This is a genomic window from Microvirga arsenatis (assembly GCF_009910705.1).
In the GTDB taxonomy this organism is placed as follows: domain Bacteria; phylum Pseudomonadota; class Alphaproteobacteria; order Rhizobiales; family Beijerinckiaceae; genus Microvirga; species Microvirga arsenatis.
In genome coordinates this window covers 205,271-220,922 of record NZ_JAAAXJ010000006.1, presented here as the reverse complement: position 1 = coordinate 220,922, position 15,652 = coordinate 205,271, and the positions used below count along the sequence as shown (strand labels likewise).

General features: G+C 57.8%; 13 protein-coding genes. 12 read left to right on the top strand and 1 reads right to left on the bottom strand.

Features of this window, described 5'->3' with window-relative positions; all coding sequences use genetic code 11:
• Window positions 1–4: 4 nt before the first annotated feature.
• From GR303_RS13735 to GR303_RS13715, 5 genes are all read left to right on the top strand, one after another.
• Entirely contained in the window at window positions 5–1,003 is a 999-nt protein-coding gene (locus tag GR303_RS13735; RefSeq protein WP_161722813.1) for a branched-chain amino acid ABC transporter permease, read from the top strand.
• Window positions 1,000–2,220, top strand: coding sequence for a CaiB/BaiF CoA transferase family protein (locus GR303_RS13730; RefSeq protein WP_161722812.1), 1,221 nt, complete (start codon window positions 1,000–1,002; stop codon window positions 2,218–2,220). The genes GR303_RS13735 and GR303_RS13730 overlap by 4 nt, the downstream gene beginning before the upstream one ends.
• 3 nt (window positions 2,221–2,223) lie before the next feature.
• Entirely contained in the window at window positions 2,224–3,147 is a 924-nt protein-coding gene (locus tag GR303_RS13725) for a hydroxymethylglutaryl-CoA lyase (RefSeq protein WP_161722811.1), read from the top strand.
• Between the two features lie 168 nt (window positions 3,148–3,315).
• Complete coding sequence (locus GR303_RS13720; protein WP_161722810.1) at window positions 3,316–3,948, top strand: helix-turn-helix domain-containing protein; 633 nt, start codon at window positions 3,316–3,318, stop codon at window positions 3,946–3,948.
• 533 nt (window positions 3,949–4,481) lie between these two features.
• Window positions 4,482–4,769, top strand: a complete 288-nt coding sequence (locus GR303_RS13715) for a hypothetical protein (protein WP_161722809.1) — start codon at window positions 4,482–4,484, stop codon at window positions 4,767–4,769.
• Window positions 4,770–4,896: 127 nt separating this feature from the next.
• On the opposite strand, the gene GR303_RS13710 is transcribed toward GR303_RS13715, so the two are convergent.
• Window positions 4,897–7,191, bottom strand: a complete 2,295-nt coding sequence (locus GR303_RS13710) for a putative bifunctional diguanylate cyclase/phosphodiesterase (protein ID WP_161722808.1) — start codon at window positions 7,189–7,191, stop codon at window positions 4,897–4,899.
• Window positions 7,192–7,714: 523 nt separating this feature from the next.
• On the opposite strand from GR303_RS13710, the gene GR303_RS13705 reads away from it, so the two are divergent.
• The 7 genes from GR303_RS13705 to GR303_RS13675 all read left to right on the top strand — a co-directional run bounded on the left by GR303_RS13705 (window position 7,715) and on the right by GR303_RS13675 (window position 14,991).
• On the top strand, window positions 7,715–9,508 hold the full coding sequence (locus tag GR303_RS13705; RefSeq protein WP_343038434.1) for an adenylate/guanylate cyclase domain-containing protein: 1,794 nt from the start codon (window positions 7,715–7,717) through the stop codon (window positions 9,506–9,508).
• 150 nt (window positions 9,509–9,658) lie between these two features.
• On the top strand, window positions 9,659–10,744 hold the full coding sequence (locus GR303_RS13700; RefSeq protein ID WP_161722807.1) for a phosphatase PAP2 family protein: 1,086 nt from the start codon (window positions 9,659–9,661) through the stop codon (window positions 10,742–10,744).
• Between the two features lie 35 nt (window positions 10,745–10,779).
• The gene (locus GR303_RS13695; protein WP_161722806.1) at window positions 10,780–11,211 is read left to right on the top strand and encodes a hypothetical protein; all 432 of its coding nucleotides are present in this window, start codon (window positions 10,780–10,782) and stop codon (window positions 11,209–11,211) included.
• A complete protein-coding gene (locus GR303_RS13690) occupies window positions 11,208–12,842 on the top strand; it encodes a S8/S53 family peptidase (protein ID WP_161722805.1) in 1,635 nt (544 codons plus the stop codon). The genes GR303_RS13695 and GR303_RS13690 overlap by 4 nt, the downstream gene beginning before the upstream one ends.
• Window positions 12,843–12,957: 115 nt before the next feature.
• A complete protein-coding gene (locus tag GR303_RS13685; RefSeq protein ID WP_161722804.1) occupies window positions 12,958–13,194 on the top strand; it encodes a hypothetical protein in 237 nt (78 codons plus the stop codon).
• A gap of 110 nt (window positions 13,195–13,304) precedes the next feature.
• Window positions 13,305–14,489 carry a hypothetical protein gene (locus GR303_RS13680; RefSeq protein ID WP_161722803.1) on the top strand — a complete coding sequence of 395 codons (1,185 nt, stop codon included), beginning with the start codon at window positions 13,305–13,307 and terminating at the stop codon, window positions 14,487–14,489.
• A 223-nt stretch (window positions 14,490–14,712) separates the two neighbouring features.
• Complete coding sequence (locus GR303_RS13675; protein WP_161722802.1) at window positions 14,713–14,991, top strand: hypothetical protein; 279 nt, start codon at window positions 14,713–14,715, stop codon at window positions 14,989–14,991.
• Window positions 14,992–15,652: the final 661 nt, after the last annotated feature.

Here is a 15,652-nt window from a genome sequence, read left to right as displayed (position 1 = left end):
GAAAATGGTTTTCAAAGCCCGATCCCTTTCACTGCCGGAGCGCAGTCGGTTCAAGGTACCACTTCTGCCGATCGGAATTGCGCTCCTGGCTGTGGCTCCCTTGCTGCTCTATCCCGTCTTCCTGATGAAGCTGCTGTGCTTCGGCCTCTTTGCAGCGGCCGTCAATCTGGTTCTAGGCTATGGCGGGATGGTGGCTTTCGGTCACGCCACATTCTTCGGAGGAGCAGCCTATGTCACCGCCCATGCCTTCAAGGAATGGGGGTTCGGTGCAGGTTCGGGGCTCATGATCGGTGTCGCCTTCGCCCTGGTGACCGGCTTCCTTATGGGCCTTATCGCCATTCGCCGGCAAGGCTTCTACTTTGCCATGACGACTCTCGCATTGTCGCAGATGGCTTATTTTGCCTTCTTCCAAGCTCCCTTCACACATGCTGAGGATGGGATTCAGCGTGTGCCTCGTCCCAACTTCCTGGGAGTCATCTCTCTCTCCGACAACATGTCCCTCTATTATTTCGTCGTCATCGTGTTCCTGCTCGGCATGCTGGCGATCTGGCGGGTCATTCACTCACCGTTCGGCGCCTCGCTCACAGCCATCCGTGAGAACGAGACACGCGCTCTCTCGCTTGGGTATCAGGTGAACCGGTACAAGCTGACTGTCTTCGTGATCTCGGCAGCTCTCTCAGGGCTTGCCGGCTCGCTTAAGGTCCTTGTCTTCCAGATTGCGACGCTGACCGACGTTTCCTGGCAGATGTCGGGTGAAGTGATCCTCATGACGCTTCTGGGAGGTGTCGGCACCTTCCTGGGGCCAATCATTGGCGCAGCGCTCGTGCTGACGATCCAGAATTACATGGCGTCCACAGCAGTGCCGGTCACGATCTTCATAGGGGCGGCCTTCATCATCTGCGTCATGCTCTTCCGCAAAGGCATCGTGGGGGAGATCGACAGCTTCATGCGACGCGAGCGGGTCAGCGGCTGGAGCGGGGAGGAGAAGGTGGAACTGCAATGAGTGCCTCGAAGCCCATTGCCGGAGGTCTTCCGCTGGAGGGCCTGAGAGTTCTGGAGATTGGCCACTACATCGCGGCACCGTTCGCAACCCGCGTCCTGGCTGACTTGGGCGCCGAAGTCATCAAGGTTGAGCCTCCGGTTTCCGGTGACCCGGTTCGCCAGTGGGGGCTGGCCCGTGACGGACATGCCTATTGGTGGTCGGTTCATGGCCGGAACAAGAAATGCGTTACCCTCAACCTCAAATCCAAGGAAGGGCGTGCTCTCCTTGAGGAGTTGGTGGCCCGCTCCGACGCACTGGTCGAGAATCTGCGGCCCGGACAGTTGCGCCGTCTCGGATTTGACGATGACCGGTTGCTGGAGCTTCGCCCGAACATGGTCATATGCCACGTTTCCGGTTACGGCCTCACTGGCCCGCTGGCTGACCGGGCGTGTTTCGGAGCCATAGGCGAAGCACTCGGTGGGCTGCGGTATCTGTCGAACCATACACCCGGCACCACGGATCTTCCTCCCGTGCGCGTCGGCGTCAGCATCGGCGACTCAATCGCTGGTCTTTATGCGGTTATCGCAGTTCTTGCGGGGCTCTGGTCCAGAGCCCCCCATGGCAGAGTGGCGGATGTCGCGCTGACAGAGGCAGTTCTAAGCATCATGGAGGGCGTCCTGCCGGAATATGGCGGTACCGGCACGGTGCGTGAGCCCTCAGGAGGCCGCATCAGTACCGCCGCGCCGACGAATGCCTTCCCCACGGCGGACGGCGGCTGGGTGCTGATCGCTGCCAACTCGGATGCGCTGTTCCGCATCTTATGTAAAGTCATGGAGCGTCCGGAGCTGGCAGACGACCCGCAATACCGTGACAATCCTGCCCGTTGCCGGAACGTTGATGCCCTCGAGGCTGAGATTGCAGCATGGACCCGTCGGCATGATGCGAAATCTCTAGAGAGCCGCTTGGCTGAGGCCGATATTCCATCGAGCCGCGTCTATACGGCTGCCGACATCGCAGAGGATCTGCAGTTCAACACCCGTAAAATGGTGCAGTGGGTGGATGACCCACGGCTGGGCAAGGTGCTTCACCCTGGGAGCGTGCCCATGTTCGGAGCCTCTTCGCGCCAAGTTCGCTGGGCTGGACCTGATGTCGGAGAGCACAACCGAGAGGTCTATTGCGACCTCCTGGGGCTCGATGAGGATCATCTCAATCGGCTCTCCAGCAATGGGGTGGTCTGAGCTGTGACCCACCTGCCCAAGCGCGTGTCCATCACCGAAGTCGGGTTGCGGGACGGGCTGCAGATCGAGCCCCGTATTCTTTCAACTGAGGAAAAGCTGTCACTGGCGCGCGCGCTCATAGACGCAGGTCATACCAGCCTGGAAGTCACGTCCTTCGTTTCCCCCACACGCGTTCCCCAGCTTGCGGACGCAGCCGAGCTGTTGGCAGCGTTGCGAGGAACTCCAGGCGTGGAGTTGAAAGCCCTGGTCCCGAATGTACGAGGCGCCGAGCGTGCCATCGCAGCCCAGGCTGATGTTCTCGTCTTTGTTCTCTCGGCCACCGATTCGCACGGGGCGCGGAACCTGAACCGGTCACCTCTGGAGTCGCTTTCTGAGCTCCGTGGGATTGTCGCACAAGCGCTAGCCGCAGGGATCCGCATCGATGCTTCGATTTCCGTTGCTTTCGGCTGCCCGTTCGAAGGCGATGTTCCGGTCGAGCGAGTGATCGGACTGGCAAGCGATGTTCAGCAGCTTGGCATTTCGAGAGTAACCTTTTGCGACACGACTGGCATGGCTACACCGCGCCATGTTCAGGCGCTTGCCCAGGCACTGAGAGACAAGATGCCGGATGTCGACCCTGCCTTCCACATCCATAACACCCGCGGATTGGGGCTGGTATGCGTTCTGGTCGCCCTGCAGAAGGGGATTACCCGCTTTGAAAGCAGCGTTGGCGGTTTGGGAGGGTGCCCTTTTGCTCCGAACGCGGCCGGCAATGTCTGCACCGAAGACATGGTCTACATGTTTCACGAAATGGGCATCGAAACAGGCCTTCATCTCGATCGTTTGCTGGAAGCAGCGCATCTGGCTGAACGACTGGTCGGGCACAGGCTTGAGGGGCAAGTGCTGAAGTCAGGTCCACGCTTGAGCCTTCGCGGTCATGATGCTTAGGAACAACTCAGTAGCGGCAGATGCGAGCGGATCGCCATATCTTGATATCAGCCACCCCTCTTCTGTAAAATGGGCTGCAAAATTGCCTTTCAGGTTCGAGATGAACAGTCATTCGATCAGCAACACTAGGTCATTCTCGCCCGGTCATCTCAGGTCAGGCTTGGTCTGATGCACAATCCCCCAGCGTTTGCAGATAGCGAAGAAATCAGCGACTCCGCTGACGAACTACTGTCCACTCTTGGGACACGTCTCAGGGAACTACGTCGCCAACAGAGTCTCACCCTCGAACAGTTGTCTCAGCGATCTCAGGTCAGCCGGGCGATGATCTCGAAGATCGAGCGCAGCGAGAAGATGCCGACGGTGGGGATCCTTGTTCGCATCGCGACTGGACTCAACATCAGCCTCTCTGCGCTGCTTGGCGAGCAAGCTCCCCCTGCTGCCATTCAGTTGCAGCGTGCAAATCGGAGGAACCGTTTCCGTGACCCCTCGACAGGGCTTGAGCGGGAAGCCGTTTTCTCCCCTGCGGAAGGTGATGATGTCGAACTTGTGCGACACGTTCTGCCTGGATTGCAATCGACAGGATTGCTTTCTCCCTATCCTGTCCCAACCCGTAAACTCATCTTTTCTCCAAGCGGCTCGCTTGTCGTTAAGATCGGCAACGAAACATATTGCATGGAGCCAGGGGACGCGCTGCGCTTCGATGTGACATCCACCTACAGTTTCTCAAATCCGGAAGCGACGCCGGTGAGCTATTATCTGTTCATGTCGAGGCCTGGGACTTCCGTAAAGCCAATTCCATAGCCCGATCGTCCCAAGGCAAGACACCATTGTGATCTACCTCTAGAAGTTTCCAACAGAGATCCAAGTCTCCAGGCAAGGAATATAAGCAAAAAGAAGTATAGCAAATATCATTGCTTGAGTTTCAGCATATTTGTCGCGTGTGCACGATAATTCCTTAACTAGATCATTGCAATATTCTGTGTCTCGGCGATCTCAGAGAGCTGAGATCGGCATCGATCAGACGTTTGCACTCATATATTCCGTTTTTCACTGGAGATGCGACTATGCTGGTTAGCTCGAGGGAGGCTGCAAGCAGCCTTTCTGTTGTCGAAGGTGATACGTACCCTGATCCCTCGGCAGGGCGAACATGGGTACCTTTGCCAAGGCCTCGCCGCAGGGCGCCCTCGATATCCTCGAAAACCGTCGGATTGGCAGGTGCAGAAGCATCCCTCGTATCCTCTTGCCTCACTGATTCAACAAACCAAGTGGCCTTCCTGAGCATTCCACTGAACAGCGAAGACTGCCAGCAGAGGCCCCAAGTACCTCCTCATGGGATGAAGCTGGGATTTTCCGGCGCAGGAAATCGCCTGACGTGGCTCAATATCCCAGCCGAAGGATCCCATGGCAGCGGTCACCCTACCCTCTCGTTCGAGATCGAGGTCGACCAAGAAGAGCCTGACAAGATTTCGATTGGTCTCATGGATATGGATGAGGACGGCTTCATTCGTGAGGTTCACAGGACCGCTCAGTTTCCCGCCCGCCTCCTTGCCGAACTTCTTAGCAGGCGCAAGGCTACAACGGAGGAAGCAAGGGCATGGGAAGCCTCAGGAGACGAAGAATAAAGCAGAAACTGCATCCTCATCATCTCCTCCGCCATCTCTAGCAACTCACCCGATGGTTTTAGCTGTTTGGCCTGATCAGCCAGACTGACGGAATTCGGCCGACGTCGTAAAAGGTAGCCAGCCCTGTCTAAGCGATGGCGTGCAACGAGTGCTTTTCATCACGCCTGGATAGCTGAGTCTTCCGAGCATCCATGATGAAGGCTGCGACTTCCTCGCGAGGCATTGGCTTGGCGATCAGGTAGCCTTGAGCCTGTGACGCTCCGGCGATGCGCAGCGCATTGAGTTGCTCGCTCGTCTCGACGCCCTCGGCAGTCGTGCTCATCTTCAGGTCCTTCGCAAGACCGATTGTTGCCTTGATGATTGCCCGACTGTCCGGTGAATCCATGATGCCGCGGACGAACGACTGGTCGATCTTGATCTTGTCGAACGGAAAGCTTCTGAGATAGCTCATCGACGCATAGCCGGTTCCGAAATCGTCGAGCGAGATCGATACTCCCAAGTCCTTGAGCCGTTTGAGCGTTGCAACAGCCTCCTCGGTAAGCTTGACGGACTCTGTGATTTCCAACACTAGGCGATGAGCCGGAAGGCCGGACAGGCTCAGGGCCTTCTTGACGCTGGCAAGAACATCCCGCCTCTTGAACTGAACGGGTGAAAGATTGACCGATACCTGCAGCGGAAGACCCCAGGTCATGGCCGTCGAGCAAGCCTCCTCAAGAATCCAGTCACCGATCGGCCCAATGAGGCCGGACTCTTCCGCTGCCGGAATGAACTGGAGCGGTGGGATCATGCCCTTCGCCGGGTGCCTCCACCGAATCAAGGCCTCGCAGCCCCACATTTGGTTCGTGGTCAGATCAAGGATCGGCTGATAAAATAATTCGAATTCCCTGCTCTCAAGGGCATTCTTCAGCGCATCGTCGAGTGCGCGTCTTTCTGCCCGTGTGTCTTTTATATCGGCATCATAGAGCTGATAGCTGCCGCTAGCATCCGACTTGACGGCATGAAGAGCGACGTCGGCAGCCTTCATGAGTTCGGTAGGCGTCTTGCCGTCAGCGGGTGCCATCGCAGCACCGATGGCAAGTGCGACCTCAACGTCGGCGTTGGCGGCTGTACACGGGACCTTCATTGCATCCTGAATATTCTTCGCGAGATCCGTGATCTGCTGGCGGCCCCTTACAGGTCTCTGGATGATGGCGAACTCGTCCCCTCCGATCCGAGCGATGAAGTCGCTCTTTCTCAAACGCTCGCGCAGGCGTCGAGCCACAATCTGAATGATCTCGTCGCCCGCTGCATGTCCGTAATTGTCGTTGATGTCCTTGAACTTTGCGACATCGAGAATATGCAACGCAAAGCTTGTGCTTGATCGCTGGCAGACGGCAAATGTCCGCTTCAGTTCCTCGACAAAGAGAAGCCTATTGGGAAGCTTGGTCAAAATATCATGGCGCGATAGGTAGCTCTCACTGGCAGCTCTCAATATTCCGGTCTTGACATGCCTCAGCCCCAGCAGGCTGGCGGTATCGATTGCAAGATCCATCAGATAGGCAATGAACCTGATCAGGCGAGCCTCAAGGCGTTTCCCAGCCATGATGTCCGAAACGGGCCGGCTGACAGCGACGCCCGCAGGATAGTTGGCGAGAGGATCAAGAGCGATCAATCTTTCCTGCTTATCGAGTCGGCTGACGTCACGGATGAGAGTAGAGCTGCCTTTTGCAATCATCCGTTGCAGCGGGGTATCGGGATTCCAGAGCCTGCGTCCAAGAGCTCTCTCTGGAGCCGGACCATGAGCCAGGATCATCCCGTCGCGCCGGTATATCGTGATTGCGAGCGTCCGCGTCTTAAGATGCTCGGCGACGATCTTTTGCATATGGCTGAGATCGATCGTAGACACAATCATGCCGAGGAAGCCACCATCGGCGTCCTTGATCTTTCTGGCAAGGCAGAGAACCCATTTGCCGGTTGTTCTGACCCGCATGGGCTCGCCAAGGAAGAGTATCAGCGATTCATCGGTTGACAGGGCCCGGTAGTAGGAGGTCCCTGTCAGGTAGATCGGGTCATGAATGGGACGCGGGCTCGATGTGCCGATGATCCGGCCGCGGGCATTGACCAGATCGATGCGGACGAGCGAAGGCAGAGAATGGGCTGCTCCTATGAGAACGGCCTTGGTGGCCTGAGACCCGGCGAATCCGTCGAACTCACTCGCGGTGAGGCAAGCCTGCGGTATCCTGCCTATGACGTCACATAGAACGTTCTCGATCGACTGGAAGACTCGGCTCACTTGCTGCTGCACGGCAAGCGCGAGGCTCACCAAGTCACCCTCGGCCTTGGCCAGATCGTCGTTGTGACCGCCCAGAAAGAGAAATGCCGCGCCGATCATAGCCGCAGCTGCAGTAAGGATCCCAATAACAATGATCAAATAGGCTGGCACAACGGATCTCGATCCGGTTCTTGAGCAGTGACCCCGACCAGCCTTCGCGTTAATTTATGGTTATTTCGTTAAGCTGCGTCGATATTCTGTTGATTGCAGATGGGACAACACTGTTACAGGCGCTGATCAGATCGACGGGAACAGGGTGTCTCCTTTGCTCAACAATTTCATGAGTTACAGGCTTGCCACCAGCGATCTTGAATGGCTCGTATCATGAGAACAGTGAAGCAAAACGGCGGGGGTCCGTTGAACACATGCATCCACGGCTGAGCGACCAGCGGCCGCCTCCGAGGCGTCAATGACGAACTGCCTATGCCAGTCCATGTCTTAGGAGAGCCTCCGGCGAGTAAATGATGTTGCAGACGAACTGCAGATGCCCCGTACCCGAAAGATCATAATCCTAGAGATTCGGCATTCAGATTTGCGACAGGCACTTTAGAGCTTGATCTTCCGCTAGGGAATATATCGGTATAGTATAGGTTAATTCTGCACTTCTTTCTTATTGCTCCGGAGGCCCTTGGCAGTGACCGGACATTTTGGGGCAGAGGTTTATTCAAGCCATGCTATGGCGTGGGCCAACCGCGCCGTATTGCTGATCGATGTCGTCGAGTCCGTCCGTCTCATCGAGCACGATGAGAGCGGCGTCATCTCCCGCTGGCTGGACTTCATAGAGCTGGTGAGAGCACAGATCCTCCCGCACCACGGCGGGCGCCTAGTGAAGAGTCTCGGCGACGGCATGCTCCTCGACTTCGATGACGTTCGATCTGCCGTTGCAGCGGCCCTCGAGATACAACAGGCGAGCACCTCCAGGAATGTCGAGCTTCCGCAGGAGCAACGCATACTTCTGCGCATGGGCATGGAGCTGAGCGATGTCATCATCGCGCCCGACGACGTTCTCGGGCGCGGCGTCAATCTTGCAGCGCGGCTCATGGCCTTGGCCGGCCCGGGGGAGATCGTGGTCTCTCAGAGGGTGCGTGATCGCCTGACGCCCGATCTTGACGCCGACATCGAGGATATGGGCGACTGCTTTCTCCGTCACCTGCCTCACCCGGTGAGAGCTTATCGCATTGCTCTTCCCGGTTATCGCCAGGGGTATGCTCCTGTCTCGTCTCTGGAGGACTTGGCTCCGTCCATCGCTGTGGTGCCCTTCGTGCCCATCGGAGGCACTGATCCCGGCGGCACCATTGGGGAAGTGCTCGCCGAAGAGGTCATCAGGACGCTGTCCCATTCATCGGATATAAACCTCATCTCTCGGCTCTCGACATCCGCCGTGCGCGGACGAGATTTCACTCTTCAGCAGATTGGGACCCATCTGAATGCGGATTACGTCCTGTCGGGAGTGTACCGCAGCGACGATCCACAGATCAGGCTAGATGTCGAGTTGGCCGAAACCAAGTCGGGGCGGATCCTCTGGTCCGAATACTTGAAGGCTGACCTGCGCACTCTCCTGGCCGAGGATCAGGAACTGATTGGCCATCTGGCTTCCGGCATCTGCTCGGCCGTCCTGACGCGGGAACTGCAGACGGCACGGTCTCAGCCCTTGCCGACCCTCAAGGCATATACCCTCCTCATCAGTGCCATCGCCCTGATCCATCATCTGTCACAGCCGGATTTCGAGGAAGCACGCAAGCTTCTGGAAGCGTTGGTCGAGCGCAGGTCACGCCAACCCATTCCATGGGCCTGGCTGGCGAACTGGCACGTCTTGCGAGTGCAGCAGGGCTGGTCGGCAGACCCTCAGAAGGATGCCTCTCTCGCCTTGGAATGCACGAAGCGCGCCCTCGACGCTGATCCTGAGTGCTCTCTCGCACTGGCCATCAATGGGTTCGTTCACACAAACCTGCTCAAACGGCTCGATATCGCGCAGCAATCCTACGAGAGCGCGCTTGCCTCAAATCCGAGCAATTCCTTGGCCTGGCTTCTGAAAGGCACGATGCACGCCTTCATGAGCGAGGGCCAGCAGGCGGTTGAGCATACGGAGCGGGCACTGCGACTTTCCCCCTTAGACCCCCACCGCTACTTCTACGACTCCCTCGCTGCAACCGCTTGCGTTGCGGCACGTCAGTATGAACGCGCCGTAGAGCTGGCCCACCGTTCTCTACGGGCCAATCGGAAGCACACTTCGACCTTGCGTGTCCTGACAATCGCTCAGTGGCAGTTGGGCCTACACGACGAGGCACGCCAGACAGCCAAGGAACTGCTCAAGCTCGAACCGGGCTTGACGGTCAACGGCTGGCTCTCGCGTTCACCCGCCGCCCCCTATCCGATCGGACACGAGAGCGCAGAGGCCTTGCGGCAGGCTGGGGTGCCGATTCGATGAGTTTACTGCAGCGGTGAGGGTCTTATGGCATTCGAGTCATATACAGGCGGCCTCGGGGGGCTCGGCGGTTTAGGAGGTCTTGGAGGCCTCGGAGGTCTGGGCGGGCTGGGCGGCCTGGGAGGACTTGGAGGACTTGGAGGACTTGGAGGCTTGGGTGGTCTCGGCGGTCTTGCAGGCATGAACTCGCCCGCTTCAGCCGAAGCACTGATCCGCACCCGTGACGGGATCGTTGGAAGCTGGGCGCCTCCGGGCGCCACGCCCCGCCCGCTCGATCCCGATCATCCCGCCAATCTGGAACGTTGGGAGCCTTGGGTTCGAGCAAGCATCATCGACTTCGAACTCCTCTCGAAACTGGGATTCAGCAAGCCCGCAGCCGGCAGCATGGCGCTATCCCACCTCGACACCACCGGAGCTCAGATCGCCTACCGCCCTTTGGTGACGATCACCCGCCCAACCGAGAACATGTTCAAGAAGCAACTCGTCTTCTTGGATCGGTATGCGGATCTCCGAGGTGATCGCGCATCTGAAATCCTGTCGCAGACGGGAGGAGCTCTTACCTTCCTGTCCTCGATCGCCTTCCTGCACCCATCTCGGACGCCATGGACCTTCGAACTCCTGGCTGCGGCACTCCGTTTGGCAAATTTCGCAGAGATGCGCCTCAAGCATGCATTCGCCTGTCGGCGCCCCAACGAGTTCTCACCGCAGGTGCAGCCGATGATTCTCACGCCGTCACATGGCAGCTATCCAAGCGGACATGCGACGGAGTCGTTCATGGCAGCCTTGGTCCTGTGGGGCTTGCTGCGGGCGTCTCGAAGCCTGCCCCCCAATCCGGTATCGCCCAACCCACCCTATGGACATACGAGTTGGGGCACGCAGCTGATGCGGGTGGCAGCCCGCGTGGCCGTCAACAGAACGATAGCCGGTGTGCATTTTCCCATCGATAGCGCGGCCGGTGCCTTTCTCGGGCTGACGCTTGGACAGTATTTTCTGAATCTCTGCCGCAACACGGGGTCCTACCAGGCCTTCACGTTCGACAGCGCACAGTTTCCGGACCCTACTGCGGGAGGAGCTCCCCCCAATGACGGAGATTTCTACTGGTCTGAATTGTTTGACGAGACGGTTCCCGGGCCCAAACAGCCCCTGCCCGGCTACATCGCCAGCGTCGGCGCCCAGGTACAGTCCCCCAGTCCTTCCCTGGTTTGGCTCTGGGGCAAAGCCAAGAGCGAATGGGTCTGAACTGAAGCATCCAATCAAGTTCGCGAGAGTTCTCGATGCCCGCTGATGAACCTACTGACGAACGGGAGCCCGACGTTCTCGATCCATACATCGACTGGGCGTTTGGGCCAGGACGATCCTACTACTTCAATCCTGAACAGCCATCCGATTGGATCCCAGCCCTCATCATGCTGAACGGGATCGACGCGAGGGACTTTGCGTCTGGCATTCTGTTCATCGACAGCGAGGAAGATCGGAAAAGGTGGCAGCATCTGGTTCGCGTGCCATCTCTTTACACCGAATCTCCTGCCGCAGATTTTGCTTCCCCCTATTGCACCGCCATGATTCTGGAAGACTTCTTCCCGATCCTTAAGAAGAATGCAAAGCTTCGCAGTCTCATCAGCGACATCAGCCTTGGTCTCCCCTTGGATCAGGAGACTTTCTCTCCTGATGCGCAGTCCGCATCCTCGCGAGAGAGGCAGCCATGAATGCGTCATCGGCACCGACACCAGTCGTCGTTGGAGTGATCGATGACGGTCTATGCTTTGCTCATGAGCGCTTCAGGAAAGTTGTCAATCATCAAGTCGAAACCCGCGTAGAGAATTGCTGGATCCAGGATGGCACTCCCAAGGGAGCGCCGCCGCCAGTACCCTATGGCCGTGAACTTCGAAAGGCAGAGATCGATCTTCTCCTGGTTGAGTGCACGCGGGCCGGTGCTGTCGACGAAGACCTCATCTATCGCAAGGCAGGACTGATCGACTTCCGACAATACGGCCATAAGTCCGCCGCTTGGAGAGCCTCCCATGGGACACATGTCATGGATTTGGCCTGTGGGTTCGAACCGGGGCAAGCGCAACCTGAAAACATCATCATATGCGTCCAGCTTCCGACACGAGTAACGGCGGCGACCTCCGGCGCAGGGCTTTACCCCTATGTGTTCGATGCAATCACGTACATCCTGGCCTGCACTGCAGCAATCTCAAAGGAACGTGGGTTGCCGCACCTGCCGGTGGTCATCAATCTGAGCTACGGCCGGCTGGCAGGACCTCACGATGGAACGCTGAACTTGGAGCGCGCGATCGACAACATCGTCGCAAAGTGCGCTGCCCGGGGCGTTTCGCTTCAAGTGACACTTCCCGCAGGAAACAGCTATCTGTCGCGGTGTCATGCTCAGCTTTCCTTCCAGCGCAGAGGCCAAACCAGGACGCTCCGTTGGCGAGTCCTGCCAGACGACCAGACGCCAAGCTTTATCGAGATCTGGATGCCAGCCCGCAACGCCGGATCTGTCGACAGCCGCATACAGATAAGGATCACGTCTCCGACCGGCGAAAGTCGCACTATAGACGAGACGATTGGGGCCGTGCGATGGGGGCCCGGAAATCGGGTTTATGCAAAGGCGTCATATTCGATAGCGCCAGCCTCCCAGCGCGGCATATTCATGATCGCGTTGGCACCGACATTCCACCTCGACCCCAGCAAGCCACTTGCGCCCTGTGGAACTTGGACTCTGGAAATCAAGAACTTGATGCTGAGTCGCAAAGACATTCCTCAGGCCTGGATCCAAAGGGATGACTCACTTTATGGCTTTCCCACCAAAGGTCGGCAGTCACACTTCGATGAACCCTGCTATGAGCGTTATGATCATGCTGGACGTGATAACGAGGTGGACGACCCTGGTTGTGTGGTGCGGCGAGAAGGAACCGTCAATGGCATAGCGACAGGCGAGTATCCGATCGTCATTGGAGGCTACTTGAGGGACGAGATGGTCGCCGCGAAATATTCTGCCGCCGGAGTAGCGGGATCGATGGGCTCCACGCCGCGAAGCCCCGATGCAGTGGCTGTCAGCGAGGACTCGCGCGTGCGGCGCGGCATCCTCGCGGCAGGGACGCGCAGTGGATCTGTTGTGGCCATAGGCGGAACCAGCACTGCAGCGCCTCAGGTTGCGAGGTGGTGCGCACTTGAACTCGCTTCCGGAAACCTGGGGAATCGGGCAAGCGTGCAGGCTAAGGCGACGCAGGATGAAGCCAACCATCCTGCGGGAACTCCTGCCGCTCCCTCGCACCAGCGCAGCGGCAAAGGACGCCTGGATCTTCCTTCGTCTCATCCCCGGACGAGGTGATCGCGCCGGCGCTCCAGAAGCCAGTCGCAACTGGGCTCACTTGAGACGTTGAAGCTTTACTATTGCTCGACTGCTCTCGATCGCAGCTAGCAGGCTGCGCCTAGGACTCTGGTCCTTGCGCCTGACCCAAGCATCACTTGCCGCTCAAAGCGTGTTCAAAGGCGAGCTGAAGGGCCAAAAGGATCATCCTCCCTATTTTCCATCGATGCTGCATGAAGAAGCCACATTACGGATCAGTGATAGGTCGCTGTCCGTAGAAGGCATTCCTTCCAAGTCATCAACGCCACGAGCATTTCGTCAATCGGGAACCGACAAGCGTTGCGACAATCATAGACCAAGGATTTTCTTATGACTTGGCAAACCACCCACAATCCCCTCAAGTCCCGCTTCGGGGAGTCTGTTCAGCACACATTCAAGAGTAGGTGGTGCTGGAGTGCGGCTGGTGCATTGTTGGCTACAGGCATGACTGTGATCATGTTGCCTGGCTTGGCAGATGGGCAACGTATGACGGAGGGTGAGCGCCAGGTGCGGGATGTTGAACTCCAGGTAACGACGGAACCTCGACGGTCTGAGGCAGCTTCATCCCTGTTGTACCCCGCATTTCAGGCTGCATGGCAGAGCTTGCCTTTGCTTGCACTGGAGAGTTCCCCCGATGGCCTTCATGAGGGCGAGGTGAAAGCCGCGGCGCTGGAAGCGGCCATGGAACGTGAAAGAGATCGAGCAGATCTGGCTCAGCGTCAGATTTCGGAGTTGCAAGAGCAGCTTACAGGCTTGAGAGAACGACAGGTCCTTGCAGCCGAGCAGGCTGAAAATGCGCGCTTCAAAGCTGCCCGCCTGGAGGAGGAAGTCGCAAGCTTGAGGGTGAGCGCCGAAAAGGCTCAGCGAACTGCAGAGAGGGAAAAGGAAAAAGCGTCCTCGGCCCTTGAGGAACTGAGAGCAGCAAACGATGGGATCATTTTTCAGCGGCAATGGGCAGCCGCTAAGGAGGCTCGGCAGGTGGAAACTGCTAGCCTGGCAATTGCTGAGGCAAAACAGGAGCTCGAAACCCTGAGAGCGAGCCTCAGGGAGGCTCAGGAAACAGCGGACCGGGAAAAGAGAAATGTGGCTTCCGCCCTCGAGAGACTAGCTGCAGTCAATGCTCGACTTGCCACCCCGGCCGACGCCATCAAGATGAACTCCAATGCTGATGATCAAACACTGCCTCGGACTTCAACTCGGCCGGCACTCGAAAGGCGCGAGCTCCCGACAGCAACTGGCTCCCTGGGTCGCCCGTTATCCGATCCAGGGCGTGCACTTCCGTCAGGTCGAACCAGTGACGGAGTTCGAGTGTCTCCGCAGAAGAGTAGGATCAAGATCTCTGTCCCAATTGAGAAAGCATCGCCTCGAGCCTCGGATCAGAGTTCGAAGCCGGAGGTTAGTGCGACAGGTTCACTGTCTCCCGTTAGGAAGCAGCGTGTTGCTTCTGCGCCTGCAAGAGAAGGAAAGCTAGAGCGACAAGCGTCAAGCCAGGTACCCCGAATTTCAGGCAACGTGGGTTCTAGGCCTAGCCAGCGACAGCGAGTGATCACCCACGACATCTTCATCATTGATAGTCCCAGTCCGCTCAACTTGCCACGAGCTCTGCTGCCTGATGCCGACCTATGGTGAATTGAGCGCTCGGATTCAAAGGTGGCAGTGCGTTTGGTCATACAGGCAGTCCGGAAGCCGCACGGGCTGGCAAGTTCTGACAAAAGGGGCTCAATAAGTGCAAGCACATCTCTGTATCCATAAATGGCTTTAGGAGAAATCATGCGCCCAACATCATTCATCTCCATTGCTGTGGTAGCATTGCTTGCGATCAATCCCTGCTTTGCTAAAGGCGGAGAAGGCAATGGCAAGGGTGGCGAGCACGGTAATAGCGGCGGGAATGACAAAGGCGGGGAAAAGGGTGGCCGCGGCAATGGAGAAGGTAAGGAGGGAGAGCCTGGACAAAGTGAGCGCGGCAGTGATGAAGGAGGAGGCAGAGGAGGCAGAAACGGAGATGGCGGAAGCCCGGGCAGCCGCAGTTCCGCAGATGGGGGTCGAGGCAATCACGGAAATAGCGGTGAGAAGAGCAATGGAGGCTCCGCTGCGGGTGGTCCGAGCCATGAAAGCAGAGCTAACGGCCTGAATGGCTCTGCAGCACGCGAGCCCCCTAGCAGCAGCCTTGGAACGCCTGGGAGAGCATCCTCGACCGCAAGTAACCCTGTGGGCTATCCGGGCAGTCCGCGAGCAGGCACAATTGGGATGATCGGCAGCATCTCAAGACCGGCTTCCCTTTCACCGTCCACGCAGGGAAACTCTACAAGATTGGGTCTACCCTCCACGTTGATCCCACATTTTGAAGCATCTGGTACGGAGACGGCGAGCACGGTTCAACCTTTTACCCCTCGGGGAAGGCTCTCGAGCCCCATCGTTCAGGTCTGTCGCTCTTCCATCATGACAGCGGCGCTTCCATACGGCGCAATCGGAGTGAACGCCGTGGAAACTGGCCGGGCGAGCAGAACAAGAGGTGGCGGGCTTGCAGCTATATTGAAGGTACAGGTTATCTACTCGCGAGGCGTCATCCGTCAGGCCCGCCAATCACAGGTGCGATGCCATCTCAACGCGGCTGGATTGGTTATAGCACTCCAATAGGTGCACATTCAGGGACTTGAACTTGCTCGGCTGTTCAATCTCAGCCATGGCACTTGCAGGGCGCTCACCGCCCGCTTCTAAATCTTTTACATTTCCTCATATCTTCTTTGCGGCTGGCTATGCGCCTCGGCCCTTAAGCTATGCTATGCCAAGCT

Excerpts from the sequence above, each read along its gene's own strand:
- GR303_RS13730 (WP_161722812.1), top strand. The coding sequence starts at position 1,000 with ATGAGTGCCTCGAAGCCCATTGCCGGAGGTCTTCCGCTGGAGGGCCTG.
- GR303_RS13715 (WP_161722809.1), top strand. The coding sequence starts at position 4,482 with ATGAAGCTGGGATTTTCCGGCGCAGGAAATCGCCTGACGTGGCTCAAT.
- GR303_RS13720 (WP_161722810.1), top strand. The coding sequence starts at position 3,316 with ATGCACAATCCCCCAGCGTTTGCAGATAGCGAAGAAATCAGCGACTCC.
- GR303_RS13695 (WP_161722806.1), top strand. The coding sequence starts at position 10,780 with ATGCCCGCTGATGAACCTACTGACGAACGGGAGCCCGACGTTCTCGAT.
- GR303_RS13735 (WP_161722813.1), top strand. The coding sequence starts at position 5 with ATGGTTTTCAAAGCCCGATCCCTTTCACTGCCGGAGCGCAGTCGGTTC.
- GR303_RS13690 (WP_161722805.1), top strand. The coding sequence starts at position 11,208 with ATGAATGCGTCATCGGCACCGACACCAGTCGTCGTTGGAGTGATCGAT.
- GR303_RS13675 (WP_161722802.1), top strand. The coding sequence starts at position 14,713 with ATGGCAAGGGTGGCGAGCACGGTAATAGCGGCGGGAATGACAAAGGCG.
- GR303_RS13680 (WP_161722803.1), top strand. The coding sequence starts at position 13,305 with ATGACTGTGATCATGTTGCCTGGCTTGGCAGATGGGCAACGTATGACG.